The following is a 22,592-nucleotide window of genomic DNA, read 5'->3' on the forward strand; positions in this document are numbered from 1 at the left end:
GGTTGATGCGTACGCCGGCACGCCAGGACCCCCGGCGAGGGCGACGGCCGGGTGGTCACCTGGTCGTGGGCGTACCCCGGCTGTCCCGCCCGGCACGCGACCTCGCCCGCGCCTAGGTTCTGCCGAGGGCGAATCTGCCCCGGGCAGAAGCTCTGGGAACCCCACCCCCCGCCGGTCCAGGCTGAGGTGGCCGGTTTCCGGGCGGTCGCCTCGCCCACCGGTCGATGGAGGGGTGGACGAGATGATCACGATGCTGGACGACGGACAGCGGGCCTTCGGCGACCAGGTGTTCGAGCGACTGCTGCGAGAACGGATCGTCTTCCTCGGCAGTGAGGTGACCGAGGAGTCCGCCAACCGGATCACCGCCCAGATCCTGTTGCTCGCCGCGGAGGACCCGGAACGGGACATCCACCTGTACATCAACTCGCCCGGTGGCTCGGTCAGCGCCGGCATGGCCATCTACGACACCATGAACTTCGTTCCCAACCAGGTGGCCACCCTGGCCCTGGGGCTGGCCGGGTCGATGGGACAGTTCCTGCTCTGCGCGGGTGCGGCCGGCAAGCGGTACGCCCTGCCGCACACCCGGATCCTGATGCACCAGCCCTCGGGGGGAATGGGTGGCACCGCCTCCGACATCACCATCCAGGCGGAGAACATGCTGCATGTGAAGCGGACCATGCTGGAGTTGATGGCCCGGCACAGCGGGCGGGACCTGGCCGAGATCCAGCGAGACTGGGACCGGGACCGCTGGTTCACCGCCGAGCAGGCCCGCGACTACGGCCTGATCGACGAGGTCCTCACCACCCCCCGGCTGCCCAGCCCCTGACCACCCGGTCTGGCCTTTTTACGGCGTTTGCCGCTCGCCCGCCCTGGGGTTGGTCGAGGATTTTCTCAACCACTCAGGCGACAGGGCCTCGATGACCCTGCTCCGGCGCAGGCGACCTGAGTCTGATGTCGATGCGAGGTGACGGTTGGGTTCCGCAGAGCCGGCCGAGTCGACTCGCCAGAACGAGCACCACGCCATGTCCTCCCACGAGGTGGTGCTCCTGCTGGAGACGGACCCCCGGAACGGGTTGAGCCGGGAGGAGGCCGGGCGCCGGCTGGAGCGGTACGGGCCCAACCTGCTGCCCGCCTCAGGAGGCGGTGGCTTCCTCCGTAGGGTGCTGCGGCAGTTCGACAACCCGCTGATCTATGTGCTGCTGGCCGCTGCGGTGATCACCGCCGTCCTAGACGAGTGGGTCGACGCCAGCGTGATCCTCGGGGTCGTACTGGTCAACGCGGTGGTCGGCTACCTCCAGGAGTCCAAGGCGGAGGCCGCCCTGGACAGCCTGCGGTCGATGGTGCGTACCCAGGCCCGGGTGGTGCGGGACGGGCAGGAAAGCATGATCTCCTCGGAGGAGCTGGTTCCCGGGGACCTGATCGTCCTGGAGGCGGGCGACAAGGTGCCGGCGGACCTGCGGCTGGTCCGCCTGGCCGAGCTGCGGGTGGACGAGTCCGCGTTGACCGGCGAGTCGGATCCGGTGCCCAAGGACGAGGCGGAACTGCCCGGGATCACCGCCGTCTCGGACCGCCGCAACATGGTCTACTCCGGCACGCTGGTCACCGCGGGCAGCGGGGCGGGCATCACGGTGGGCACCGGCGCCGAGACCGAGCTGGGCCAGATCCATCGGCTGGTGAGCACGGCCGACACCCTGGCGACCCCCCTGACCCGCAAGCTCGCCTGGTTCAGCAAGGTGCTGACGGTGGCCATCCTCGCCCTGGCGGCGGTGACCTTCGGGGTCGGGGTGCTGCGGGGGCAGGACGCGGCCGACACCTTCACGGCGGCCATCGCGCTGGCGGTGGGGGCGATCCCGGAGGGGCTGCCGGCGGCCGTCACCGTCACCCTGGCCATCGGGGTGACCCGGATGGCGCGGCGGCGGGCGGTGGTCCGCCGCCTGCCGACGATCGAGACCCTGGGCAGCACCACGGTCATCTGTTCCGACAAAACCGGCACCCTCACCGAGAACCAGATGACCGTCCAGTTGGTCTGGACCCCGGACGGCGAGTTCACCGTCACCGGATCGGGCTACCGGCCCGAGGGCGAGCTCCGGGACAGCTCGGGTGCCGCCGCCGACCAGACCACCAGCGAGGCCCTGCGCTGGTCCCTGCTGGCGGGGTCGGGCTGCAACGACGCCCGGATCGGCGAGAGGAACGGGGAGTGGACCATCACCGGCGACCCCACCGAGGGGGCGATGCTGGTGGTCGCCGGGAAGGGGGGCATCGACCACGAACGGCTGCACACCACCCTGCCGCGTACCGGAACCATCCCCTTCAGCTCCGATCGGCAGTACATGGCCACCCGACACGAGGAACCCGACTCCGGGCAGGAGGTAGTGCTGGTCAAGGGCAGTGTGGAGCAGGTCCTGTCGATGTGTCGTACGGAGTTGGGCGCGGACGGCAGGCCCCGACCGCTGGACGCCGAGGCGGCCCTGCGCTCGGCGGAGGAACTGTCCGGCCGAGGGCTTCGGGTGCTGGCCACGGCCGTTCGTCGTGGCGAATCCGGCGACTTCGACGAACAGGGGTTGCCCGGCACCCTGAGCCTGGCAGGTCTACAGGCCATGCTGGATCCCCCCAGGAGCGCCGCCGCTCCCGCGGTGCGGGCCTGTCACACCGCCGGAATCGGGGTGAAGATGGTCACGGGGGATCACGCGGCCACGGCCACCGCCATCGCCACCCGCCTGGCCATTCTCGGCGACGATCACGAGGGTCAGGTGCTCACCGGCCGGGAGCTGACGGAGCTGCCGCCCGAGCAGTTCGCTGACACGGTGGACCGCGCGGTGGTGTTCGCCCGGGTGTCACCGGAGCAGAAGCTGCGTCTGGTGGAGACCCTCCAGCAGCGCGGCCATGTGGTGGCGGTGACCGGTGACGGGGTCAACGACGCCCCGGCGCTGCGTCAGGCCGACATCGGGATCGCCATGGCGCGTTCGGGAACCGAGGTGGCCAAGGACGCCGCCGACATGGTGCTGACGGACGACAACTTCGCCACCATCGAGGCCGCGGTCGAAGAGGGTCGCGGGGTGTTCGACAACCTGATCAAGTTCATCGTCTGGACCCTGCCGACCAACCTGGGCGAGGGACTCGTCATCTTCGCGGCCATCGTCGCGGGCACCACCCTTCCCCTGCTGCCCACCCAGGTCCTGTGGATCAACATGACCACGGCCGTCCTGCTCGGCCTGACTCTGGCCTTCGAGCCCAAGGAGGTCGGGGTCATGGGGCGACCGCCCCGCGACCCCCGTCAGCCGCTGCTGACCGGGGCCCTCGTGGCCCGGATCGGCCTGGTGTCCGCCCTGTTGGTCGCCGGCTCCTGGTTGGTGTTCGTCCGGGAGCAGGACCAGGGGGCCAGCGTGGCCGAAGCACGGACCGCGGCCCTCAACGTCTTCGTCGTGGTGGAGATGCTCTATCTGTTCAGCTGCCGCTCGATGGTGCGTTCCGCCTGGCGCATCGGCCTGTTCTCCAACCGGTGGGTGCTGGCCGGGGTGGGGATCCAGGCCGTCGCCCAACTGGCCATCACCTATCTGCCCGTGATGAACAGGATCTTCGACACCGCCCCGATCGGCGGCGATGTCTGGCTGCGCATCTTCGCGGTCGGGGTCGCCGCCGCAGCAGTGGTGGCGCTGGACAAGCGACTCCGACGACACCGGATGTGAGGGTCAGGTGGACCGCTTGTCGGCACCGATGCCGGCGTCCCGGGCCAGCAGCGCCGCCTGCACCCGGTCGCCGACCCCGAGCTTGCCGAGGATCGCCGAGACCTGGTTGCGGATGGTCTTGGTGCTCAACCCGAACCGGCGGGCGATCTGGGCGTTGTCCTCACCGGCGGCCAGGTGGGCCAGGATGTCCCGCTCGCGCGGGGTGAGGCGGTCGAAGGGCGGCGGCAGGCTGTCCCCCACCGGTTGGGCCCGGCCAAGGGCGGCGACGGTGATCCCAGGCCCCAGCACCAGACCCCCACCGGCCACCGTCCGCAGCGCGTCGACCACCAGGTCGGGGTCGGTGTCCTTGAGCAGGTAGCCCCGGGCGCCGATGCGCAGGGCCCGGGCGACCAACTCGTCCTCGTCCGCCATGGTCAGCATGATCACCGCGATCTCCGGCCGGTGCCGCAGGATCTGGCTGGTCGCCTGGATCCCGTCACCGTCCGGCAGCGCAAGGTCCATCGCCACGACGGTGACCTCTCCGTGCGCGACTGCGGCGATCGCCTCGGCGCAGGAGGCCGCCTCCTGCACCTCCGCCACCCACGACTCACCCTCCAGCATGGTGCGCAGGCCACGGCGTACCACCGGGTGGTCGTCCACGATCAGCACCCGGGCCCGGTCCGACATGCTCGCTCCCTCACAGTCCGCCGCCCACCGGCGGCTACCCATCCTCGACCCATGGCAGCCGTACCCGCACCAGGGTTCCGCCCCCGGTACCGGGGGTGATCTCGCAACTGCCGCCGAGTTCCGTGGCCCGGTGCCGGATCGAGTCCAGCCCCACCCCGCCGGGTCGCGGGCCGGTCACTCCGACCCCGTCATCGGCGACCTCCACCAGCAGCCCCTGGCCACGGCAGACCCGAACCTGGCATCGGCTGGCCTGCGCGTGACGTACCACATTGGACAACGCCTCGGCCACTATCCGGTACGCCGCCACCTCCACGGCGGCAGGCAGGCTGCGCAGGTCGCCCTCGACCTGCAACTCCGTCGTCAACTGGGGGCCGTCGAAACGGCGGCACTCCATCCGCAGCGCCGACTCCAGACCCTGGTCCAGGGCGGCGGGCCGCAACTGGTCCACCAACCGGCGTACCTCGGCGGTGCAGGTACGCAGGTCGTCCGCCAGGCTGTCCAGGATCTGCCCCAGCCGTGGGGTACCAGTGGAGAGCTTGCTCGCCGCGCGCACCTGCATCGACATGCCGGCGAAGGTCGGCCCCAACCCGTCGTGCAGGTCCCGGCGTAGCCGGCGGCGCTCCTCCTCCCGGGCCAACACCAGTCCCTCCCGGGCCTGACGAAGCTGGCGGATCAGCCGGGCGGTCGCCACCGCCGCCGTGGCCTGCCGGGCCACGTCGGTGAGGATTCGGCGCTCCATCGGGGTGAACCGGTCGCCCGTGCGGCGATGGGCCACCACCAACCGACCTACCCGGTCGCCGTGGATCAGCATGTCGAAGCGTTCCACCGAGGTGGTCGGGGTGCCGTGCGCCACCTGCGGCCAGCGCGTCGCGCCGCCGCCCGGCGGATCGCCACCCTCCGGGTCGTCCACCTCGACCGCCACGTACGGCACCCGCAGCGACTTGGCGATGGTGTCGGCCAGCAGCGCCGGCACCGCGTGCGGTTGTCCGGTCCGCTCCAGCAGACTGCCCAGCCGGGTCAGCATCGCGTACGGGTCGTCCCGGTCCCCGTAGAGCAACCGGTTGACCCCCCGCTGCACCCGGTTGCGCAACGGCTCGAAGGTGATCGCGATCAGGCCGGTGGCCACCAGCGAGGAATTCGAGGTGTCCGCGCCGACGAACAGATCCCGCAGCAGGGCGACGATGGCCACGAACCCGGCGATCACCAGCAGGCTCATCACCAGCCAGACCAGGGTCCGGTTGATCACCCGTTCCAACTGGTAGAGCCGGTAGCGCAGCACGGCCAGGGTCAACGCCCCCGGGATGGCCACCACCATCAGCGCCCAGGCCCCGGCCAGATCGAGGGTGTCGAGCACCCCGCCGAGGAGGAACAGGGCGCCGGCCGCCAGCAGGCAGGCCAGTTGCTGGCGGCCCTCACCGGTCGCCCGGCGCCACCGCCCCACCAGCGACCCCAGCACGGCCACCACCAACAGCACCTGCACGGCGATGGCCAGCAGCGCGATGCGTACCAGCAGTTGGGCCCGCCCGGTGGCGGCCAACTCGCCGGAGAGCAGCAGACCGCGTGGGTCGTCGAGGGCGGCGACCGCGAAGGCGCCGGTCGACAGGACGGCGCAGCCGATGAGGCCCGCGGCGACGACGCGCCACCGCGGGCCGGGCAGCTTCCCGTCCGGGAAGACCAGCAGGGCCAGCATGACCAGGGTGTACGGCGGCCACCACAGCCACTGACCCAGCCAGGCCAGCGGCAGCCACGACGACCAGCTAAGCGCCAGCACCGCGACCGAGGCGACCAGGCCGGCGGCGAGCATCAGCCGACCCACCGGGTGACCCGGCACCCCAGCCAGTACCAGGGCACCGAGTGCGGTGAAGGCGGCGGCGAAGACTGCGGTCAGCGTGCTGGGGCCGACGAGCAGAGAGTCCCGCTGGTAGAGCTGGCCGGCCAGCACCAGCAGCGCCACCACCACCGCCGCACCGGCCAGCAGGCCGCGGCGGCTAGATGTGATCTCCTCACCCGGTGTCACGGTGGGCCTCCTGGTGGCTGATGTCGGTCAGTGCGCCCAACCGGCGGCGTGCATGGCGTTGTGCAGGAAGTTGCCGGAGGTTCCCTTGCCAGGCTCGTGCCATGGCATCTTGTCGAGGGCATCGGACAGGGTGCCGTTCAGCGTGGGCAGGGCCTTGATCATCACTTCGGCGCCCATGATGCTGGAGTCGTCTCCCGCCTCCGACTCGGCCTTGAGGAACCGTTCGAGGTGATCGAGTACCGCCTGAAGGCGGCGCAGCACCGCCTCCGGATCTGCGGGTTCACTGCTCGGCTGGAGTTCGGTCAGGCGCCACTCCTGGTCGAAGCTGGGGACCAGTCGCCGACCGGTGAAGTCGAAGAACTCCACAGCACCGCGCAGCGGATCCCCCTCGGACTGCTCTTCCAGCAGTCGCCGCAGGTCGGGGTAGGTGTGTGCGAAGGTGTCGTCGTTGGCGATCAGCAGGATGCTCTCATCCGTCTCACCCGAGACCAGGCCCATCTCACTCTCCTTTGTGTACATCGAGCTGTTGGGTAGGGCATAAGACAATACGATGGGTCGGGACGCCCCCCCGGTCGCCCCGACCCCTTCCGGCGGCCAGCCCCCGATATCACTGGGCCGCGGAATTGTCGTACTCGTTGCCACGCCCGTGCCGATCCCCCCGCCGGGGCGGTCTGCACCGCCCCGGCAGTCGGCTCCGGCGCCTACCTAGCTGATCTTGAGCAGGGTGGCCTTCGGCTGCGAGGCCGGTGCGGCTGCGGGGCTACCGTCCAGGTTGTACTGCTTGAGGTTGACCTGGACGTTCTCGCTGTTACCGCCGGCGAACATGCCGCCTACGGTGCCGGCGGCCCGAGCGCCGCTGCGGTAGATGAAATCACCGCTGAGGGAGTACGGCACCCGGATGTTCGCGTGGGTGACCGTTACCGTCGCCTCCACGATCGATCGCGCCGGCACCAGCACCGGCTGCCGCCAGGAGACCGAACGGGTACGCGAGGTGGATCCGTTCTGGGTGAAGCTGAAGGACCCCTCGGCCGAGACCGTCACCTTGCCCTCGGCGAAGATCGGGAAGCCGGCCTTGAGGGAGGTCGACACCGAGACCCTGACTCCGGCGGTGTCCGACCACCCCTCGGTCTCCGTCACCGACTTCGTACCGCTGATCTCGGTCGACTGTTGCAGGGTCGTGTCGTTGCGGTTGGTCACCTTGTCCAACTGCTGGAGTGAGGTTCCGACCAACTGCGCCCGGGAGAGGTCGTAGTCGATGTCGTACGCCATGAACTCGACGATGTCGTCCATCTGCCGGCAGACCTGCTTGTTCGCTCCCCCGCCGACGCTGATCGCCGTCACACAGACGTTGTGTCCTGCGGCCGAGGCCGGCAGCACCACCTGGAAGCCGTGTGCCGCACCGAACCTCGGGTAGACGGCGGCCACGTCGGGCCGGTGCTGGTTGGCGACCATGGACCGGACCAGGGTGCCGTCGATGCGGATGTTCACCGTCAACGGCGTGGTCGGCGCGTCGTCGTCCGCCGTCCAGCCCCAGATGTTCACCCCATCCCGGGTGACCGTCTGCTGTGCCCCGTCGAAGGCGAGCGCCGGGATGTGGCTCGGCGGCGGCGGCGGATCCTCCGGGAGCCCAGGACCGCAGACCGGCGGCGGCACCGGCACGTCACACAACGGTCTCGCGGCTGCCGGCTGCGCCATGACCAGGGCGGTCGCCAATCCGGTCACGACGGCGGTCAGGACCGCCACGCTCCTTGCAACTCGCATGGAACCTCGATTCCTCATCGCCTCGCCAGGAGGCGTTTTCCGCGCCCCGGTTCGACGGGGCGCCTGTTACGCCTCGAAGTCTGTTTGCGCGGCAGACCCGATCACCAGGGACGGCCGTCCCTGGTGATCGGGAGGTTGTCCCGGCTGGACACGCGGGCCGGAGACCCGGAGCGACCATCCGGTCAGGCGCTCAGATCCAGCCCGCTTCGGTGGCGATGCGGATGGCGTCGACCCGGTTGCGGGCGTTCAGCTTGGTCACGATCCTGGTCAGCGGCGAGCATGGGAAAACGGTGCGGGAAGACGAACTGCGGGACTTGATCCAGCGCAGCCCTTGGCTGATCCGAGCGCTGTGCGTCGTGCGGTACTCCGCCCTGCCGGACGACTGGATCGGCGCCGGCACCATCCGCGACCTCGTCTGGGCCGAACGGTACGGCAACGGCTTCGACCCGTCAGCGGTACGCGACGTCGACGTCGCCTTCCTCGACCTGACGGACCTCAGCCGCGACAACGACGACCGCGCCACCAGGCGCGAGGATCGTGGTGGCTGGTCGCGTGGTGATGGACACGGCTCATTCGTCCTGATTCTCGGGGCGGGGCGACAGCGGGACGCTGGCGATGCCGGTTGTCGGTGGGGGAGTCGGGTCGGGCCCGGGCCGGCCGTCCGGCTGCGTGGCGGGACGGCGGTCGAGCATCCTGAGCTGCACGATCCGGGCGGTGCCGGGCAGGGCGACGAGCAGGATCCCGAAGACGGCGGCCAGCAACAGTGCCACCCCCATCGGCAGGGTGCCGTGTGCGCCGAGGAACGACACCTCGGCGCGTTGTCCGTTCTGCAGGACGAAGATCAGGAGCAGCAGGAGCACGAACGCGAACACCACGGCGGCGACCCACACGCCGCCGATCCGGGAGCGCTTCGGCGACGGTCGCCGAGGCGTCGCACGAGAAGCATCGGTGCCGCCGCGGCCGTCTGGCGGGAAGAATCGAACATGACTGTTCCGGGGTGCGGTCATCACGAACCGCCGCCTTTCGATGAGGATCTGGCGCGCCTGGAAGCCGTGGTGCGCTGGCGTGCCTGGATGAGGGCGGGCCTGCGACGGGCTGCCGCGGTCCGGCGTGCCGGCGCGAGGGAGGTGCCTGGCCAGGAACGCGACGGAGATCCGGCGACCTGACCGGCGGATGTGGTGTGGCGGGTGGCCAACACGGTGACCTCGATCGGTGGGGTGCGTCCGCCGACGGCGAACTGTCAGCCACCGGGGTCCCGAGCGACACCGCAAGCGTACGCCTCCGCGACCGGATCGGCAGCCGCCGACGCCGCCGCGGTCCGGTGGGGCCGCCGGTCGCGCGGTGGCGTCGGCGGGAGTACGGTGTGACCGTCGCCCAAGACCTCGGCGCCGTACGGCAGCGCGTCCGTTCGACTGATCCGGGGCGGAGTCAGCAGTGGACAGGGACAGCCCGGGGCGCGGCGGTCCGATGACCGCCGATCGTCACCTGCGGCTGTGGGCTGTTCTCGTCGACGCCGCCCGGGGCGAAGCCGTCGCGGTCGATCATGTCTGCGCGGCGGCGGTGTCGGTCGCGGGCGTCGATTCCGCCGCCGTCGCGGTTATCCTCGACGCCACCCCACGCGAACTGATGTACGCCACGGACCGGACCGCGTCGGAGCTGGAAGACCTGACCCTCACCCTCGGTGAGGGGCCGTGCGTGGACGCGACCACCGGTGGACCTGTCCTGGTCGGCGATCTGACCGTGCCGGAGTGCCGGAACCGCTGGCCGGTGTTCGCGCCAGCCGCGGTGCTCGCCGGGGCCGGCGCGGTGTTCGCGTTGCCGCTACGGGTGGGCGGGATCCGCCTCGGTGTCCTGGACCTCTACCGGGCCTGCGCCGGTGACCTCGGGGCGGAGCAACTGGCCGACGCACTGGTTCTGGCGGACACGGCATGCGCGATGCTGCTGGACGACGCGACACGCCACGGGGCGGACCGGGACGATCAGTGGCCCGAGCGGACCGGCCTGCACCACCCCGAGGTGCACCAGGCGACCGGAATGATCACGGTCCAGTTGGGAGTGTCCGCGGCGGTGGCGCTCATCCGGTTGCGCGCCTGTGCGTACTCCCAGGACCGGCGCCTCCGGGATGTGGCAGCGGACGTCGTCGCCGGGCGCCTGCGTCTCGGACCAGCCGGGACACCTGGTGATCGACATGGGTGAACTAGCGAGCGACGCCAAGTCGGCGCGTTATGGATCATGCCGTCGGGCAACCGGCGGTACCACTGATTGACGAGGTGACTGACATGGCCGAGACCCCGCTGGCCGACGTTTTCGTGGAGATGGCCGACACTCTCATCGACGATTTCGACGTGATCGAGTTCCTGCACGTGCTGACCGAGAGATGTGTCGAGCTGCTGGGTGTGTCGGCGGCCGGGCTGCTCCTGACCGACCAGCGCGGCACGCTGCAGGTGGTCGCCGCCTCCTCCGAACGCACCCGACTGCTGGAGCTGTTCCAGCTCCAGACCGACCAGGGGCCCTGCCTCGACTGCTTCCATACCGGGCAACCGGTGTCGGTCGCCGACCTGACCCTGGCCACTGCCCGATGGCCGCGGTTCACCGCCGCCGCGGCCGAGGTCGGCTTCGTCGCGGTGCACGCCCTGCCCATGCGCCTGCGCTCCGAGGTGATCGGCGCGCTGAACCTCTTCGACGTCCGGCCAGGGGCCATCGATGAGGACAAGCTCCGCATCGGTCAGGCGCTCGCCGATGTGGCCACCATCGGACTGCTGCAACACCGCGCCATCTATCAGCGTGACATCCTCACCGAGCAGCTACAGACCGCCCTGAACAGCCGTGTCCTGATCGAGCAGGCCAAGGGAATCATCGCCGAACGCCTACAGGTGGACGTGGGCCAAGCCTTCGCGATACTGCGCGACGGCGCCCGCAGCCGCAACCGGCGACTGTCCGACCTGTCCCAGGCGATCGTCGACGGCTCCGAGCAGCTCGCGCCGGGACCGGTCACCAACCGGCCCGGCTGACGACCGGCTCCACCGCCGAGTCGGTTCCCGAAGGCTTCAGGGGTGTCGGTCGGGGAGACGAAGGCGTACGGTGACGGTGTCGCCCGGGTCCCCGGTGGCCGCCAGTCTCGCCGCCACCAGCCCGTTAGGGGCGTAGAACAATGGTCACCACCATCGTGACACCCACGGCCGCTTTGTCCCCTCCGACGCTGAGCCCGGAAACAGGGGCCAGCGAACAACTGTTGCGTCGACGCGCAGCCCTGAACGTCGACGATCCCGACCGCGCACGGCTGCGAACCCAGATCATCGAGGCGAACCTGCCGATGGCCATTCGACTGGCCCGCCGCTACACCGGCCGCGGAGAGCCCTACGACGACCTGGCGCAGGTCGGCACGCTCGGCCTGATCAAAGCCGTCGACGGATACGACACCAACCGGGGTGTGCCGTTCTTCAGCTACGCCATCCCGACCATCCTCGGCAGCATCCGACGGCACTTCCGCGATTCGGCCTGGACGATCCGGGTGCCGCGAGCAATGCAGGAACTGGGCGCCCGGGTGCCCGAGGCCCGGGGCAAGCTCGGGCAGCAGCACGGTCGCGAACCGACTGCAGGGGAGCTCGCCGACCACCTGGAAGTGACCGCCGCCCAGCTCGTGGCCGCTGTCGCCGCCTCCGATGTCTATCGCCCGCAGTCGTTGAACGAGCCACGGCCCGGGGGTACCGGCATCGAGCAGCACGCGCACATCGGCACCGCCGATCCGGGATACGCAGCGGTGGACGACCACCTCACCCTCCGACTGCTCCTCACGGCGCTTCCGCTACGTGAACGTCGGATCCTGACCATGCGGTTCTACGGTGATCTGACCCAGGCACAGATCGCCACCCGGGTCGGGCTGTCACAGATGCACGTCTCCCGGCTGCTGAAGCACTCTTTGACCCAGCTGAGAGCCGAGATGCTCCGGTGACCGGTAGTCGACCGGGACCAGCGTGTTCGCAGTGGCCGGTAGCACGACCCTTCCGGACGGCCTTACCAGGGAGCATCCGATGAACATCGCCAGGCAGAAGATCGTCAGCGTTCTTCGTCAACGCGGCCAGCAGGTCAGGGCCGACTGGGTCGAGCGCGAGCTACCGGAGCGGGTGGACCTCGAAGAGCACGCCGGGCTGCTCGCCATCCTGCATCTGGATCCGGCCGATCTCGCGGGCGAGCCGTCCCCGTGAGGCGCGCTCTGCTCGGACCCTTCGCCAGGCCCACGCCTCCCACCGCGGCGACCCCGTGCTCCGGGGCTATTGAGCCAATCCGCTGCGACGGGTCGGGTGAATGACGAAAACTCGAGGTGAAGAGGCATCGGAGCCGGCCACCTCGGGGCCGACCGGGGAGGAAGCATGCGGCCTGGTGCGGCGTGCCCGCCGGAGCCCGGTCCCGTGGCGGATGCCTCAACAGCTCATGGCCAGTCCGACCGGTTGGTCGAGCCGCCGGTGAGACAGGCAGACGGACAAGGATCAGCGGGAGCAGCCATCATGAGCGATACCAGCCTCGGCATCGACAGGCAGCGTGGCAGCGACTACGCGAACCTGTCCCGGCTGGTCCGAGCGGCAGGTCTGCTCGGGCGACGGCGAGGCTACTACGCGGTGCGGATCGGCCTCGTCCTCACGGCCTTCGCCGGACTGTGCGCCCTGTTCGTCCGGTTGGGTGAATCGTGGTGGCAGCTCGGCGTCGCGGCGGCTCTGGCGGTGGTCTTCGCGCAGGCCGGGTTCATCGGCCACGACGCGGGGCACCGGCAGATCGCCAGATCGCGCCGGGGCAACGACCTGATCGGCATCGTGCACGGCAACCTCCTGACCGGGCTCAGCTACGGCTGGTGGGTGGACAAGCACAACCGGCACCACGCCCACCCCAACACCGAAGGCAAGGACCCCGACATCACCGTGGCGCCCCTGGCCTTCACCGCCGACCAGGCTCGCCGTCGACGTGGACTCGGTGCGCTGCTCGTGCGCTACCAGGCATATCTGTTCTTCCCGTTGCTCCTGCTGGAGGGCCTGCACCTGCACGTCAACAGCGTGAAGGCGGTCCTCGGCCCGCGCCGCATCGCCCGCCGACCCGTCGAAGCCGGACTGCTGGCCCTGCACCTGGGCGGCTACCTCACCGCCGTGTTCCTGGTGCTGAACCCGGCACAGGCGGTCACGTTCATCCTCGTCAACCAGGGCCTGCTCGGCCTCTACCTCGGCTGCTCCTTCGCCCCGAACCACAAGGGCATGCCCGTCCTTGACGCCGACGACAACCTCGACTACCTCCGGCGGCAGGTCCTCACCTCCCGCAACGTCCGCGGCGGAAGGTTCCTCGACATCATGCTCGGCGGCCTGAACTACCAGATCGAACACCACCTGTTCCCGAGCATGCCGTGTCCCCACCTACGCCGCGCCCGACCACTGGTCAGGCGGTTCTGCGCCGAGCATGACATCGACTACCGCGAAACCACGCTGGTCCGCTCCTGGACCGAGGTACTGCGCCACCTGAACGACACCGGATCCCCCGTACCTCCGGTCGCGACGCGTTGAGCTGCCGTGCCGCCCAGGCACGAGCTGAGGTGCCCTCCTGGACCGCACGGTGTGGGCCGGATGCCAGCGAGCGCTGAGATGCCGGTGCGCTCGCGCACCTCGTCGATCTGGATGCGGCGGCACGTGTTCGTCCGGATTGGTAGATCCGACATCTCCGGCGTACCGATCAGCCAGTCGGAGAGTAGGCTGAGGATGTCGTCCTGGACCCCGACGGCTCCGGATCGCGTACATCGCGCGCCACCGTCGAGATGAGGTCCACAATGACCCGGTTCACCGACTCCACCCACTCCACCAACGTGCAGTCAGGCCCCAGGGTCAACGACCGGCCCCGTCCTGTGCCGCGTGTCCGCGTCGAGAGTTCCCTGGTCGCGTTCGCAGCATCCGCCGTGGTGCTGCTCCTGCTATTGATCTTCATCCTGCAGAACGGTCAACGCACCGAGGTGTACTTCTTCGGCGCGCAGGGGCAACTGCCCATGGGAGTCGCGCTACTGCTCGCCGCGGTGTTCGGCGTACTACTGGTGACCGTTCACGTCACCATGCGGCGCCTCCAACTGCGGCTGTCGACCCGCAGCCACCGCACCGCCCCCTCCACCACCATCACCCGTCCAGGCCCCGCTGACACCGACCCGGGCGCCGACATACCGGAGGGACGGAACTGATGGTCCGCTCGGCTGAGGACCGCATGACGTGGGTCTGCACCGGTGAGCCGCCTACGGCACGCCTGCGGCTGGCCGACCCGCCGTCCAGCCGCGCGATGATCGACGGCGGCTGGTGGCCCGCCTCACGCGACCCGGTCATCGAGTTGTGCAGCCTGGTCACGGCGCTGACCGCACAGCGTGGTGGCGGGATCGAACGGATCATGCTGCAGCCTGCGGCCTGGGACAGGCATCCGTGCCGGATCGGCGTCGGCGGCACCGTGGTGCGAGTGGGCTGGTTCGCCACCCTCGGTGCCGAGCTGGTGATCATCACAGGCCGGCGGGACCTGCGGATCGACCTGGCCGTGATAGCGCCCGAGACCACGTACGCCGCGGCGACCGCGGCCATGCTCGCGGCCACCCGCCCCGCCACCACCACCCGTGCCGCCGACATCCTGTCCATACCGCCCAGCCCTCGCTCACGACCGTTGGTGCGACACGGTGACGATACGGCCGTCTGGGAGACCGAAGGCGGCCACCTTCAACCCGATCGACACCCCACAGCGCCGGCCCGGACCTGAACGCTCCAACCGGCCCGGGTCGGCAAGCGCGGGGTCCGGGACCTCGGTTCGAGGTCCCGGACCCCGAAGCCATCACCGACCAGACCACAGCCGGCCGCCGACTGAAGGTCCGAGGAGCAGAGCAACCGCATGGAGTTCGACGTCACCATCGAGATTTCCAAGGGAACACGCAACAAGTACGAATCGGATCGCCGGACCGGCCGGATCCGACTGGACCGCACCCTGTTCACCGCTACCCAGCACCCGGCCGAGTACGGCTTCATCGAACACACCCTCGGCGAAGACACCGACCCCCTCGACGCGCTGGTACCGGTACAGGAACGCGCCCGCCAGTCCACCTCTGCGAGATGACCATGACCACGTCAGGCCGAGCCAGGGAGCATTCGATGAGCATCGCCAGGGACCGGATCATCAAAGTCCTTCGGCACCGCGGCCAGCAGGTCAGGGCCGACTGGGTCGAGCGGGAACTGCCGGAGCGGGTGGATCCCGCCAGGCACGTGGGGCTGCTCGCCACCCTGCGTCTCGATCCGGCCGATCTCGCCGACGCGCCGTCCCCGTGAGGATCGCCCTGCTCGGACCGGTCGCTTGGCGGACACCCCCGCACCACTACGGTCCCTGGGAGCAGGTGACCGGGCTGCTCGCCGAAGGGCTGGTCACCCGCGGCGTGGACGTGACCCTCTTCGCGACGCTGGATTCGGTCACCTCCGCAGCCCTCGACGGTGTGTGCCCCCGCGGTTACGCCGACGACCCGAGCATGGACGGCCGGGTGTGGGAGGCGATGCACGTCTCCCACGTGATGGCCCGCTCCGGGCAGTTCGACCTGGTGCACAACCATCTCGACTGGCTGCCGCTGGCCTTCGCCGAACACTGCCGCGCTCCGCTGCTCACCACCGTGCACGGCTTCTCCGGTACGGGGATCCTCCCCGCGTACGCCCGGGCCCGCTCGTCCTATGTGTCGATCTCCGACGCCGACCGGAGCGCCGAACTCGACTACGTCGCCACGGTGCACCATGGTGTCGACCTCACCGGGCTGCCGTTCACCCGCGACGCCGGCCCAGGACTGGCCGCCTTCGGCCGGATCCATCCCGACAAGGGCACCCACACTGCCATCGAGATCGCCCGCCGCACCGGCCGGCCGCTGACCATCTGCGGCATCGTGCAGGACGAGCGGTACTTCGCCGAACAGGTGGCCCCGCACATCGACGGCGACCAGGTCGTCTTCCTCGGGTCGGTCGGCCCTCGACGGCGTGCGGAGGTGCTGGGCGCGAGTACCGCCCTGCTGCACCCGATCGCCTTCGACGAGCCGTTCGGACTGTCGGTGGTGGAGTCGATGGTCTGCGGCACGCCGGTCGTCGCGTACGCGCGGGGATCGATGCCGGAGGTCGTCGACGAGGGGGTGACGGGGTTCCTCGTGCAGACCGTCGATCAGGCCGTCGACGCCGTCACCCAGGCCGGTGGGCTGGACCGGGCCGGCTGCCGGGCCCAGGCCCGGCAGCGCTTCGGCGTGGACCGGATGGTCACCGACTACCTGGCCGTCTACGACCACCTCACCCGTCGATCGCACCGCTGAACACGGCCACCGCCTACGAATCCGTTCCGACGGCCACACACGCCCGCCGGCGTGCGCCGTCACCGCGTGAGGCCGCCCCTGCATCTCAGGAGGCGGCCGACAACCGGAAGGCCCGACATCCATGCCCAGCTACGGATTCCTCAGCACGCACCCGCCGACGCGGTGCGGACTGGCCACCTTCAACTCTTCCCTCGCCGCCCACCTGAGCGCCGACGGTACGCGCGGCGGCATTGTCCGGGTCACCGACCGCGGCGACGACCTGCGGGCCGGACCCGGGGTCGTGCACACCTGGTCGACGCGTACCCAGGCCGGCTGGCGGGACGCTGCGGCGGCCCTGAACGCCTTCGACGTGGCCGTCGTCCAGCACGAGTACGGCATCTACCCCGGCGCCGACGGCGAGGACGTCCTGCCGCTGCTGCGCCGGCTCACTGTGCCGAGCATCGTGGTCCTGCACACCGTGCTCCGCCGGCCCTCCGTCCGGCAGAAGTCCCTGCTGGAGCAGATCGTCACCGCCGCCGCAGCGGTCGTCACGATGACCGACACGGCTCGCGACCGGCTGCTCGTCGGCTACACCGTACGTGCGGACAAGGTGACGGTCATCCCGCACGGCGCGGCCGAGCACGTCGGCGTACCCGCTGACCGGCGTACCCGCCCACACCTGCTGACCTGGGGACTGCTCGGTCCCGGCAAGGGCGTCGAGTGGGCGTTGCGGGCCCTCGCGCAGTTGCAGGACCTCGACCCGACACCCACCTACACTGTCGCGGGCCGGACCCATCCGAAGGTGATCGAGCACCACGGGGAGGCGTATCGTGCGGGACTGCACCGGCTCGGCGCGCAACTCGGCGTCGCACACGCCGTGGACTTCCAGGACGTCTACCACGACCAGGCCGCCCTCGGCCGGCTGATCCGCTCCGCCGATGTGGTGGTGCTGCCCTACGACTCCCGCGAACAGGTCACCTCCGGGGTGCTCATCGAGGCGGTGGCCGCCGGGGTGCCCGTCGTGGCCACGGCCTTCCCTCATGCTGTCGAGCTGCTCACCGGCGGCCCCGGTCTAGTCGTACCCCATCGGGATCCGGCGGCGCTGGCCGGCGCGATCCGGCGGATCCTCAGCGAACCGGGCCTGGCGGCCCGGCTGGCCGGCCGCGTCCGGCCGCTCGCTGCGGACCTGCGCTGGCCGGCGGTGGCGGCCCGCTACGGCACGCTCGCCGAACGGCTCGTCGCCGCCCGCCTTCCCGCGGTCAGTGCGGCATCGGCGTGACAGCGACCACCGGCCTTCCCAGCACACCCGGCGGCGGTCGCGGGCAGCCCGCGCCCCGACCGAGCTTCGCGCATCTGAGCCGGTTGAGTGACGACACAGGGCTGTTCGAGCACGCCCGGCACGCCATCGTCCGGCGCGAGCACGGCTACTGCACCGACGACGTCGCCCGTGGCCTGGTCGTCACCAGCCGCGAACCGGAGCCGGCCAAGGAGGTGCTCCGGCTCGCCGAGCGCTACCTCGCCTTCCTGACCCACGCCCAAGACGCCAGCGGCGCCTTCCACAACCGGCTCGGTCACGATCGGCGCTGGACCGACGAGGCCGGCCTCGGCGACTGGTGGGGCCGAGCGCTGTGGGGGCTGGGCACCGCCGCCGCCCGCAGTCCCGCCGCCTGGATCCGGGAGGAGGCACTCGTCGCCTTCAGCCGGGGCGCCAACCGGCGCTCCCCGGCGCCGCACGCGATGGCCTTCGCCGGGCTCGGCGCGGTCGAGGTGCTTCGCCGCCACCCGGCCCACACCGCCGCAGCGGCGCTGCTGACGGACGCCGCCACGACGATCGGCGGTCCGGGCTCTGACCCGCGGTGGCCCTGGCCGCGGCAAGGGCTGACCTACGCCAGCGCGGCCCTCGCGGAGGTCGTCATCGCCGCCAGCCAGCTGCGCCACGGCGGTCCACCCCTCGGCGACGGGCTACGGATGTTGGCCTGGCTTCGTGAGGTCCAACTGCGCGACGGACGGCTGTCGGTCGTACCCGCCGGCGGGTGGCAGCGCGGCGAGGCGCGGCTGCGCCACGACCAGCAACCGATCGAGGTCGCGGCCTTCGCCGACGCCTGCGCCACCGCCGCCACGGTCACCGGCGACCCCGGCTGGGAGGACGGGGTACGGCAGGCGGTGGGGTGGTTCCTCGGCGAGAACGACGTCGGCACGCGGATGTGGGATCCGGCGACCGGCGGCGCCTACGACGGGCTGACCGCGTACGGGCCGAACCTCAACCAGGGCGCCGAGTCGACCCTCGCGCTGATCTCCACCCTGCAGCACGCGCGGCGGTGGTCGTGACCGGCACCCTGGCCGTCCGGCACGGCACCACCCTCGCCCCGGATCCACGCCGGGTCGTCATCAAGCTCTTCGTCCCGGGTGAGGACGCCGCCCTGGTACGCAGCCGCGCGAGGGCGCTCATCGACCGTGTCGCGGACCTCGACGACGAGGAGACCGGCCGGCTGCTGAGGGAAACCTTCGACCGCTTCGGTACCCGACACCGCGACCTGGAGGACACGTTTCACCACCACTACGACCTCGTCCGGCACCGCATCGCCCGGGCCCGGGACCTGCCCCCCACCACCCGACTTCTGATCGGCGCCTACTTCAGCCACGAGTACGCGGTCGAGGCCGCCGCGCTGTGCAACCCGTCCATGATGATCCACCCGGACCAGGACGGTCTGGACGCCGGGCAGGTGCGCGTCGCGATCAGCCTGCGCCAGATCGGCGAGGGACACCTGTCGTCCATCGGGTTTGCCACCGCCGTCCTCGGACCCGGACGCCGACTCACCGTCGTCGACCGCTCGGGCCCGCTGGTCGTCGGGCAGCGGACGGCCGCACGGCACCGCCGCGACCTCCTGGCCGCCGGGCTGACCGAGGTGGACTGCGACAACGAGATCACCGCCACCGTGCTGGACGCCCTGCCCGAACGCTACGACGAGGGGACCTTCGATCGCGTACTCGGCGATCTGCCACCGGACCTGCTCTCCCGCAGCACCGGACCGGACACCCTCGAACACGTACGCCGCACCAACGCCGCCACTTACGCCACGACCTTCCCCGCCGGCACCGCCCTGCACCAACGGGTGCTCTGGCCGGCTGTTCCGGCGGAGAGCAACGGCATGGAGGACGCCCGGTTCATCAGGTTCACCGACGAGTCCGGACCGGTGTACCGGGCCACCTACACCGCCTACGACGGCCGGAGCATCGCCACCCGCGCCTTGGCCAGCAGCGACCTGCGCCGCTTCGAGATCACCCCGATGCGTGGGCCGGGCGTCCGCAACAAGGGCGTCGCGCTGTTCCCCCGTACCGTCGGCGGCCGGCACCTCGCCCTGTGCCGCGCCGACGGCGAGACCATCGGCCTGACCCGCTTGGACGGTGAGAACCGGTGGCAGGAGCCGGTGCCGCTGCACGCCCCCCGGGACAGCTGGGAACTGATCCAGGTCGGCAACTGCGGATCGCCCATCGAGACCGACGCCGGCTGGCTTGTCCTCACCCACGGCGTCGGCCCGATGCGCCGGTACGCTATCGGCGCGCTCCTGCTCGACCTCCGCCGACCGGAACGGGTGATCGCGCGGCTGCCCGGTGCGCTCCTGGCGCCCGACGAGGCTGAGCAGGACGGTTACGTCCCCAACGTCGTCTACTCCTGCGGCACGCTCGTCCACGACGGCGAGCTGTGGCTGCCGTACGGGGCCAGCGATAACCGGGTCGGGTTCGCCACCGTGCCGGTGGCCACGCTCCTCGCCGCGATGGTGGCGTCCGCACCAGCACCGGGCGGCCAGGACGGATGAGCGGCCGCCGGTACAACCGTCCGGACGGGGGGGGTATCGGCGCCCCGCCGACCGCCCGGTCGCACGCGCGGCGACGGGGCTCCGCCGCGGCAAGCAGCTCGTTCACTGGTCATCTGTCCAGGAGTCCACCACCTCCCATCCGGCACGAAGAGCAACCACGAATCGAGCTCTGTCGTGTATCAGCACTGGATGGAGACTTGCGACCGATCGCCCTTTTCGAAGTTGTGACTACTGAACCGCGGCGGGTCCACGCCCCTGACCAGCAGTCCATCTCCGGCATCGTTGGGCGGCTCGGCAAGCGTCGTAAGCCGGTCCGCTGGGCCGTCGACCTGCGCGGCGGACCGGCGTCACTGCTGCTGGCGGTCCTGTTCGACCGGGGCGCGGACGTTCGCTACGTCAGCGGCACCGTCACCTCACGGATGGCGGAGGCGTTCCACGGCGAACGCAAGACCGACGCCCATGACGCCTACGTCATCGCCCAGACCTTACGCATGCGCACCGATCTACCGACCCTCACCCTCGCAGACGGGGTACAGCAGCAACTGAAGCTGCTCGTCTCCCGCCGCCTCGACCTGGTTGCCGACCGGGTCCGCATCACCGCCCGCATCCAGGACCTCCTGACCATGAGAGTAAGCCAGCCGGTCAAGGCCCCCGACCAAGATCCGACTGGCTCAAAACTGCTCTAGGATCAAGTACGCCCGGCTGACGCCGGGCAGCGCGCACGCGCTACAGCCGTTCCGGCCCCCCGCGCACGCCCACCAACACCGAGCACCCCAACTCCCGAGCCAGCGCCCGTCGACCATGCCGAAACCGTGACGATCCCTTCACCGATCACCCGCGGCAAGTGGTTCCGGGGATCAACGCCGCACCGCTACGCGCACGCCACTGGACCGCCGCTTCCGTCGCCATACCGGCCGCACCACCATTCATCGATACATCGACATCAGCTAGAGGCGTGTGACGGCAACCGTGACGGCAACCCAAGCGGAACCCTACAGCCAACGACAACACTTCATCACCCTCAGTGAGATCTAGTTATCGTCAGCGGCGCAGGTGTAACCGCCGGAAGAATCTTCTCCCAGCGATGCAGACGGCCTTCGTGATCACATCAAGATTGACCAGACACGGGGCCATAGTTGGCAGTCAGCGTAGCAGCGTAGCCATCCGGCGCAGCGCGACCTTTGTAGGTCCATGGAAAATAAGAATCCAATGCATCGGACACCTCCAGGAATGGACCAAACCGGGCACGCCATTCCCTTCGGGTGGAGGAATCAGGGAAGCCACTGAAAACCGCTACTTCGGACTCCCTTTCGCCCCAGCAGCCCCATCCTCTAGACGCTCCAGTAACAGCGACAACGTTCGCCGTGATTGCCATCGACGCATAGGTATCGCCGAGCGGCTCATAACCAATCGCCGCCCAGTACTCGTCCACGCCGGCTTCGACAGAAAGAGAGACTGCCGAATAGATCCGATACTTCCGGTAGTAGTACTCATCGCAGTCGGGTTCCAGAACAAGCAGCTCGACCCGCTGGTCGCCATGCCAACGCGCCAACCGCCGCATTTCCGATCTGCGAGGCCCTTGCTTTCGATTTGCGGCACCCGAAGCGTTCGATACGCAGTCATTTGATGTTCGATCTGCGGGCCAGGCGAACGGGGCGGTTCGTGGAAGGGGTCCACCGCTACGTCGCGTTGCTGCGGGTCGCGGCGAGTTCGGGGAAGGCGTCCTCCCAGTGCTGGCGGAGCTGGGGTGGCAGCCACAGGGTGGGCCAGAGCCGCCGCAGCAGGTCGGCATTGAGCCAGGTGTTCAGGTCCTCGACGGTGCTGGCTTCGGTGAGCACCGCCTTGTACATGCTGGCCAGGCGTGCGGGCTGGGTCAGGTCGTACTCGGCGTGCCCGGACCAGTCGAGGTGATGCGGGAGCGTCACCGTGCCGTCGGTCGGGCCGTGTAGTTCGGTGAGGGTTTCGGCAACCACGTAGGGCTTCCGGTCACCGTAGGGCCGGTAGTCCGCCGGCGGCTGAGGTGATGTCCTGCGCCGGCTGATGTTGGTCGCCCGTCGGACTTCAGGTCGGAGCGCCTGACGGATCGTCTCCCGGCTGTACCCGGTGACCCGCTGCAGATCCACCGGCCGCCAGCCGGCCGCGTGGAACGCCCGCAGCTGCTCGTCCCGCTCGGTCAACGCCTGCGCCCGCGTCGCCTCGTACCGGGAGACAACCGCCTGCAGCTCGTCCTCCGAGAACCGGCCCATGGCCCTTAGCCTGCCATGTTAGGCCCAGCACGCTTGGCTTCTGTCAATCTCTTTAACCGGTGGGCCAGTGATGGTGATCGCTATGGGATG

22 protein-coding genes and 3 pseudogenes are annotated in these 22,592 nt (G+C 70.0%); 17 read left to right on the forward strand and 8 right to left on the reverse strand.

Annotated features, from left to right (window positions below):
• Positions 1-241 precede the first annotated feature (241 nt).
• Positions 242-826: an ATP-dependent Clp protease proteolytic subunit gene (locus ACLQ2T_RS09190; RefSeq protein WP_425765553.1), complete on the forward strand. Its 585-nt coding sequence runs from the start codon at positions 242-244 to the stop codon at positions 824-826.
• A 196-nt stretch (positions 827-1,022) separates the two neighbouring features.
• The gene (locus tag ACLQ2T_RS09195) at positions 1,023-3,686 is read left to right on the forward strand and encodes an HAD-IC family P-type ATPase (protein ID WP_425765603.1); all 2,664 of its coding nucleotides are present in this window, start codon (positions 1,023-1,025) and stop codon (positions 3,684-3,686) included.
• Between the two features lie 3 nt (positions 3,687-3,689).
• Here the strand turns inward: ACLQ2T_RS09195 and ACLQ2T_RS09200 are convergent, their stop codons facing one another.
• The 5 genes from ACLQ2T_RS09200 to ACLQ2T_RS09220 form a co-directional block, all read right to left on the reverse strand.
• Positions 3,690-4,352, reverse strand: coding sequence for a response regulator (locus ACLQ2T_RS09200; RefSeq protein ID WP_425765554.1), 663 nt, complete (start codon positions 4,350-4,352; stop codon positions 3,690-3,692).
• 34 nt (positions 4,353-4,386) lie between these two features.
• Positions 4,387-6,369, reverse strand: coding sequence for a histidine kinase (locus tag ACLQ2T_RS09205; protein WP_425765555.1), 1,983 nt, complete (start codon positions 6,367-6,369; stop codon positions 4,387-4,389).
• Positions 6,370-6,396: 27 nt separating this feature from the next.
• Positions 6,397-6,867 carry a hypothetical protein gene (locus ACLQ2T_RS09210; protein WP_425765556.1) on the reverse strand — a complete coding sequence of 157 codons (471 nt, stop codon included), beginning with the start codon at positions 6,865-6,867 and terminating at the stop codon, positions 6,397-6,399.
• A 207-nt stretch (positions 6,868-7,074) separates the two neighbouring features.
• Positions 7,075-8,130, reverse strand: coding sequence for an ETX/MTX2 family pore-forming toxin (locus ACLQ2T_RS09215; RefSeq protein ID WP_425765557.1), 1,056 nt, complete (start codon positions 8,128-8,130; stop codon positions 7,075-7,077).
• Positions 8,131-8,320: 190 nt separating this feature from the next.
• Positions 8,321-8,533, reverse strand: coding sequence for a hypothetical protein (locus ACLQ2T_RS09220; protein WP_425765558.1), 213 nt, complete (start codon positions 8,531-8,533; stop codon positions 8,321-8,323).
• Here ACLQ2T_RS09220 and ACLQ2T_RS09225 point away from each other — a divergent pair.
• Positions 8,487-8,600: pseudogene (locus ACLQ2T_RS09225) on the forward strand (nucleotidyltransferase family protein); the annotation flags it as partial. The gene ACLQ2T_RS09220 and the pseudogene ACLQ2T_RS09225 overlap by 47 nt on opposite strands.
• 99 nt (positions 8,601-8,699) lie before the next feature.
• On the opposite strand, the gene ACLQ2T_RS09230 reads toward ACLQ2T_RS09225, so the two are convergent.
• The gene (locus tag ACLQ2T_RS09230; RefSeq protein ID WP_425765559.1) at positions 8,700-9,020 is read right to left on the reverse strand and encodes a lipopolysaccharide assembly protein LapA domain-containing protein; all 321 of its coding nucleotides are present in this window, start codon (positions 9,018-9,020) and stop codon (positions 8,700-8,702) included.
• 577 nt (positions 9,021-9,597) lie between these two features.
• Between ACLQ2T_RS09230 and ACLQ2T_RS09235 the strand changes: the two genes are divergently transcribed.
• The 14 genes and pseudogenes from ACLQ2T_RS09235 to ACLQ2T_RS09300 form a co-directional block, all read left to right on the forward strand.
• Entirely contained in the window at positions 9,598-10,326 is a 729-nt protein-coding gene (locus ACLQ2T_RS09235) for a GAF and ANTAR domain-containing protein (RefSeq protein WP_425765560.1), read from the forward strand.
• 83 nt (positions 10,327-10,409) lie between these two features.
• Complete coding sequence (locus tag ACLQ2T_RS09240; RefSeq protein ID WP_425765561.1) at positions 10,410-11,141, forward strand: GAF and ANTAR domain-containing protein; 732 nt, start codon at positions 10,410-10,412, stop codon at positions 11,139-11,141.
• A gap of 221 nt (positions 11,142-11,362) precedes the next feature.
• Complete coding sequence (locus ACLQ2T_RS09245) at positions 11,363-12,082, forward strand: SigB/SigF/SigG family RNA polymerase sigma factor (protein ID WP_425765562.1); 720 nt, start codon at positions 11,363-11,365, stop codon at positions 12,080-12,082.
• 79 nt (positions 12,083-12,161) lie between these two features.
• Positions 12,162-12,335, forward strand: a complete 174-nt coding sequence (locus tag ACLQ2T_RS09250) for a hypothetical protein (protein WP_425765563.1) — start codon at positions 12,162-12,164, stop codon at positions 12,333-12,335.
• A gap of 300 nt (positions 12,336-12,635) precedes the next feature.
• On the forward strand, positions 12,636-13,673 hold the full coding sequence (locus ACLQ2T_RS09255; protein ID WP_425765564.1) for a fatty acid desaturase family protein: 1,038 nt from the start codon (positions 12,636-12,638) through the stop codon (positions 13,671-13,673).
• 260 nt (positions 13,674-13,933) lie between these two features.
• The gene (locus tag ACLQ2T_RS09260) at positions 13,934-14,332 is read left to right on the forward strand and encodes a lipopolysaccharide assembly protein LapA domain-containing protein (RefSeq protein WP_425765565.1); all 399 of its coding nucleotides are present in this window, start codon (positions 13,934-13,936) and stop codon (positions 14,330-14,332) included.
• Entirely contained in the window at positions 14,332-14,889 is a 558-nt protein-coding gene (locus tag ACLQ2T_RS09265; protein ID WP_425765566.1) for a DUF5994 family protein, read from the forward strand. The genes ACLQ2T_RS09260 and ACLQ2T_RS09265 overlap by 1 nt, the downstream gene beginning before the upstream one ends.
• Positions 14,890-15,018: 129 nt before the next feature.
• Positions 15,019-15,210: pseudogene (locus tag ACLQ2T_RS09270) on the forward strand (inorganic diphosphatase); the annotation flags it as partial.
• A 65-nt stretch (positions 15,211-15,275) separates the two neighbouring features.
• Positions 15,276-15,449: a hypothetical protein gene (locus ACLQ2T_RS09275; RefSeq protein WP_425765567.1), complete on the forward strand. Its 174-nt coding sequence runs from the start codon at positions 15,276-15,278 to the stop codon at positions 15,447-15,449.
• Positions 15,446-16,459, forward strand: coding sequence for a glycosyltransferase family 4 protein (locus ACLQ2T_RS09280; protein ID WP_425765568.1), 1,014 nt, complete (start codon positions 15,446-15,448; stop codon positions 16,457-16,459). Before ACLQ2T_RS09275 ends, ACLQ2T_RS09280 begins: the two co-directional genes overlap by 4 nt.
• A 121-nt stretch (positions 16,460-16,580) precedes the next feature.
• A complete protein-coding gene (locus tag ACLQ2T_RS09285; protein ID WP_425765569.1) occupies positions 16,581-17,717 on the forward strand; it encodes a glycosyltransferase in 1,137 nt (378 codons plus the stop codon).
• Positions 17,714-18,766 (forward strand): glycosyltransferase, encoded by a 1,053-nt coding sequence (locus tag ACLQ2T_RS09290; protein ID WP_425765570.1) that lies wholly within the window; start codon positions 17,714-17,716, stop codon positions 18,764-18,766. Before ACLQ2T_RS09285 ends, ACLQ2T_RS09290 begins: the two co-directional genes overlap by 4 nt.
• Complete coding sequence (locus ACLQ2T_RS09295; RefSeq protein WP_425765571.1) at positions 18,763-20,256, forward strand: glycoside hydrolase family 130 protein; 1,494 nt, start codon at positions 18,763-18,765, stop codon at positions 20,254-20,256. The genes ACLQ2T_RS09290 and ACLQ2T_RS09295 overlap by 4 nt, the downstream gene beginning before the upstream one ends.
• A 257-nt stretch (positions 20,257-20,513) precedes the next feature.
• Positions 20,514-20,882, forward strand: a pseudogene (locus ACLQ2T_RS09300) (IS110 family transposase); the annotation flags it as partial.
• A gap of 482 nt (positions 20,883-21,364) precedes the next feature.
• Here the strand turns inward: ACLQ2T_RS09300 and ACLQ2T_RS09305 are convergent.
• Together ACLQ2T_RS09305 and ACLQ2T_RS09310 are read right to left on the reverse strand one after the other, a co-directional pair.
• Positions 21,365-21,817, reverse strand: a complete 453-nt coding sequence (locus tag ACLQ2T_RS09305; protein ID WP_425765572.1) for a hypothetical protein — start codon at positions 21,815-21,817, stop codon at positions 21,365-21,367.
• Between the two features lie 118 nt (positions 21,818-21,935).
• Entirely contained in the window at positions 21,936-22,502 is a 567-nt protein-coding gene (locus ACLQ2T_RS09310) for a hypothetical protein (RefSeq protein WP_425765573.1), read from the reverse strand.
• Between the last annotated feature and the right edge of the window lie 90 nt (positions 22,503-22,592).

Origin of the sequence: Micromonospora sp. DT229 (genome assembly GCF_049844505.1) — a bacterium.
GTDB lineage: Bacteria > Actinomycetota > Actinomycetes > Mycobacteriales > Micromonosporaceae > Micromonospora.